This is a genomic window from Aeromonas sp. HMWF014 (assembly GCF_963878295.1).
In the GTDB taxonomy this organism is placed as follows: domain Bacteria; phylum Pseudomonadota; class Gammaproteobacteria; order Enterobacterales; family Aeromonadaceae; genus Aeromonas; species Aeromonas popoffii.
In genome coordinates, this window is sequence record NZ_CAWNYS010000281.1 from 1 (window position 1) to 2,348 (window position 2,348).

Genomic DNA, 2,348 nt, shown 5'->3' on the forward strand with positions numbered 1-2,348 from the left:
CTTGTCTGCCATGGGGCCATTCTGGTTGCCCAGGTTGCCGTGCACATTGTGGAAGATGCCGGTCGCGGGCTTGCGCGAATCGGCGTCGTGACACTTGAGGCAGGTATCTGCGCCCTTGGGGGAGTATTTTCCCTGATCGAATTTCTGGTCGAGGGTCGCCTCGATCTGCAGACGGGGATCGGCATCGGCCGCCGCCGGCTGGGCATCACTCTTGGCCCAGACAGGCAGGCAACCGAGTGCCAGCAAACCCGCGAGGAGCCACTGCGGGGTGGTTATTTTCATATCGTGTCCTTCAACGGCAAAGGGCCAGGGGCAAGTCCCCTGGCCTGATGGTTTCAACGGAAGTCATACACCTTGTGAACCTTGTCGACGCCCTGCTCCTGCCCGACGGCATGGCAAGACGCGCACTGTTCAACCCCGGTGGCGGCCTCTATCGTTTCTGCACCAAAGATGGCGCCGTTGTTCTTCATGTGGGTTGCCCACTCGTCCCCGGCGACCGGGTTGTCCGGTTTGACCAGACCCAGCGGCGACTTGAGGTGGCAGCTGGCACAGACCACCAGCATCGGGCTGAAGAACTTGGGCTGCTTGTTGTCTGCCGTGGTGCTCACCAGAGAGGGGCGCTCGTTCTGCTGGTTGGGCAGGTTGTATTGCGCCTTGGTGTGGCAGGACTCGCAGTTGTTCAGCTTGCCCGGGAAGGTGGCATCCCCGCTGCGGTGGGAACCGTAGGCGTGGAAGGAGTGCACGTGGTACTTGAGATCACCCGGCACGCCCGCGTAGAAGGCGCTGCGGGTGGCGTTGTGACAGCTGGTGCACTGGGCAAAGTCCTTGGAGGCGTGGGCCGAGCCCGCGTTCCCCTCGGTGTGGACCGCCAGATCCTTGTGACAACCGTTACAGGAGGTCAGATCCGCGCCCGCCTTGAGCACATAGCGGCTGTCGACCCCGCCTTCGACCCGGAAGTAGGCCTTGGCCGGGTTGATGGTCACGTAGGAGAGGGCGCTGGCGGTGCTGCTGCAGGGGAGCAGATCCCCGGCGGCAAAGTCGCCGTTGCGATCCGCCTTGCGGGCCACGCACACCTGCAACTCGGCGACCGTGGCCGCCAGGGTGCCGGTGACCTCGTTGCCCACCTCTTTGCGGCACAGGAAGCGACCACCACCCTGGCTTTCGCACTGGGTGAAGTCAATCTTGTTGCCGGTGACGAACGTTTGCGGGTTGGTATAAGCCAGCTCGAAGCCGCTGCCCTGATCCCAGTTGACCAGGATGTAGGGGGCCTTGGCCAGATCGCCGTACTTGATGTATTTGAGCACCTCGTCCAGGGTCTGGGCCGGGCTGCCATCGGCGGTCACGGTCAGCTCGACCTCGATGTTGGGCGCCGCGTATCTGACGTCATCGAATGTGAACACCAGCTTGTCGCGACCGGCGGCTTCATTGGCGAGATAGCCCATGTGCACGCTGCTGGGTGACTTGGTGTTGCCCGGCTCTTCCGCATGGCACTGGGTGCAGAGGGCACCGCTGTTGATCTTGCCGTTGATGTGGCTGACGAAACCGGTCGCCGTTGTGGAGTCCGCATGGCAGGCGCCGCAGGGTTTCTCCTGGGCGTGTTGCCAGTTGTTGGCGTTCGGCGTGGTCGGGGTGACCTCCTTGTGGCAGGTGTCGCAGTTGCGAGGATCCTGCGGGAAGTGGCTCACCAGCTTGGTGTCTTTCTGGTCCAGGTTGCCGTGCAGCTTGTGCACCAGGGTCGTCAGATCGCCACGCCCGCTGCCGGGCACGCTCTCGTTGTGACAGGTGACGCAGAGCTTGGGATCGGCGCGGTTGCCGTGGTGGATCGGCTGCTTCATATGGCAGCTGTCGCAGCTCTGCTGCGCCAGAATGTCGCGGGTCAGCAGTGGCGGCGTCCCTGCGGGCACCCAGTCCAGCACATAGTCGGTGACCGGAATGCCATTGCTGCCACCGAAGTAGATGCCGAGGCGGTGAGTCGCAGCCTCATCCCAGCGGATCAAGCCGTTGTTATCCAGCGAATCGCTCGTATAAGGATCGCGCACCGTGGTGGCATTGAAGGAGAAGGTGTAGCGGTACTGGCCATTGCCCAGCGGTTCCAGCTTGCCGCTGCTTTCACCGGTCGGCCGGTTGTTCCTGGTGTTGTAGATGAAGCTCTTCCAGATGACAGGGTCTTGCCGCGCGGCGTCACGGCCGGGGATCACCTTGGCCAGGGTGAAGGAGGGGAGTGTGGCTCCCAGCTCATAGCCTTTGCCTTGCTGGTCGGTGACGCTGAACTGCACCGCGAGTTGGCCGCTCTCGTTTAACTGGGGGGTGGATGCCGAGATGATCAGCGAGTTTGGGGTGCCGGGAGG

At 63.0% G+C, this 2,348-nt stretch carries 1 protein-coding gene and 1 pseudogene; both read right to left on the reverse strand.

Going from position 1 to position 2,348, the window contains the following annotated elements:
- Positions 1–282 (reverse strand): annotated as a pseudogene (locus AAC083_RS11515) (cystathionine beta-synthase); the annotation flags it as partial.
- Between the two features lie 53 nt (positions 283–335).
- The coding region (locus AAC083_RS11520) for an OmcA/MtrC family decaheme c-type cytochrome (RefSeq protein ID WP_108536666.1) at positions 336–2,348 on the reverse strand (2,013 nt) is incomplete at its 5' end.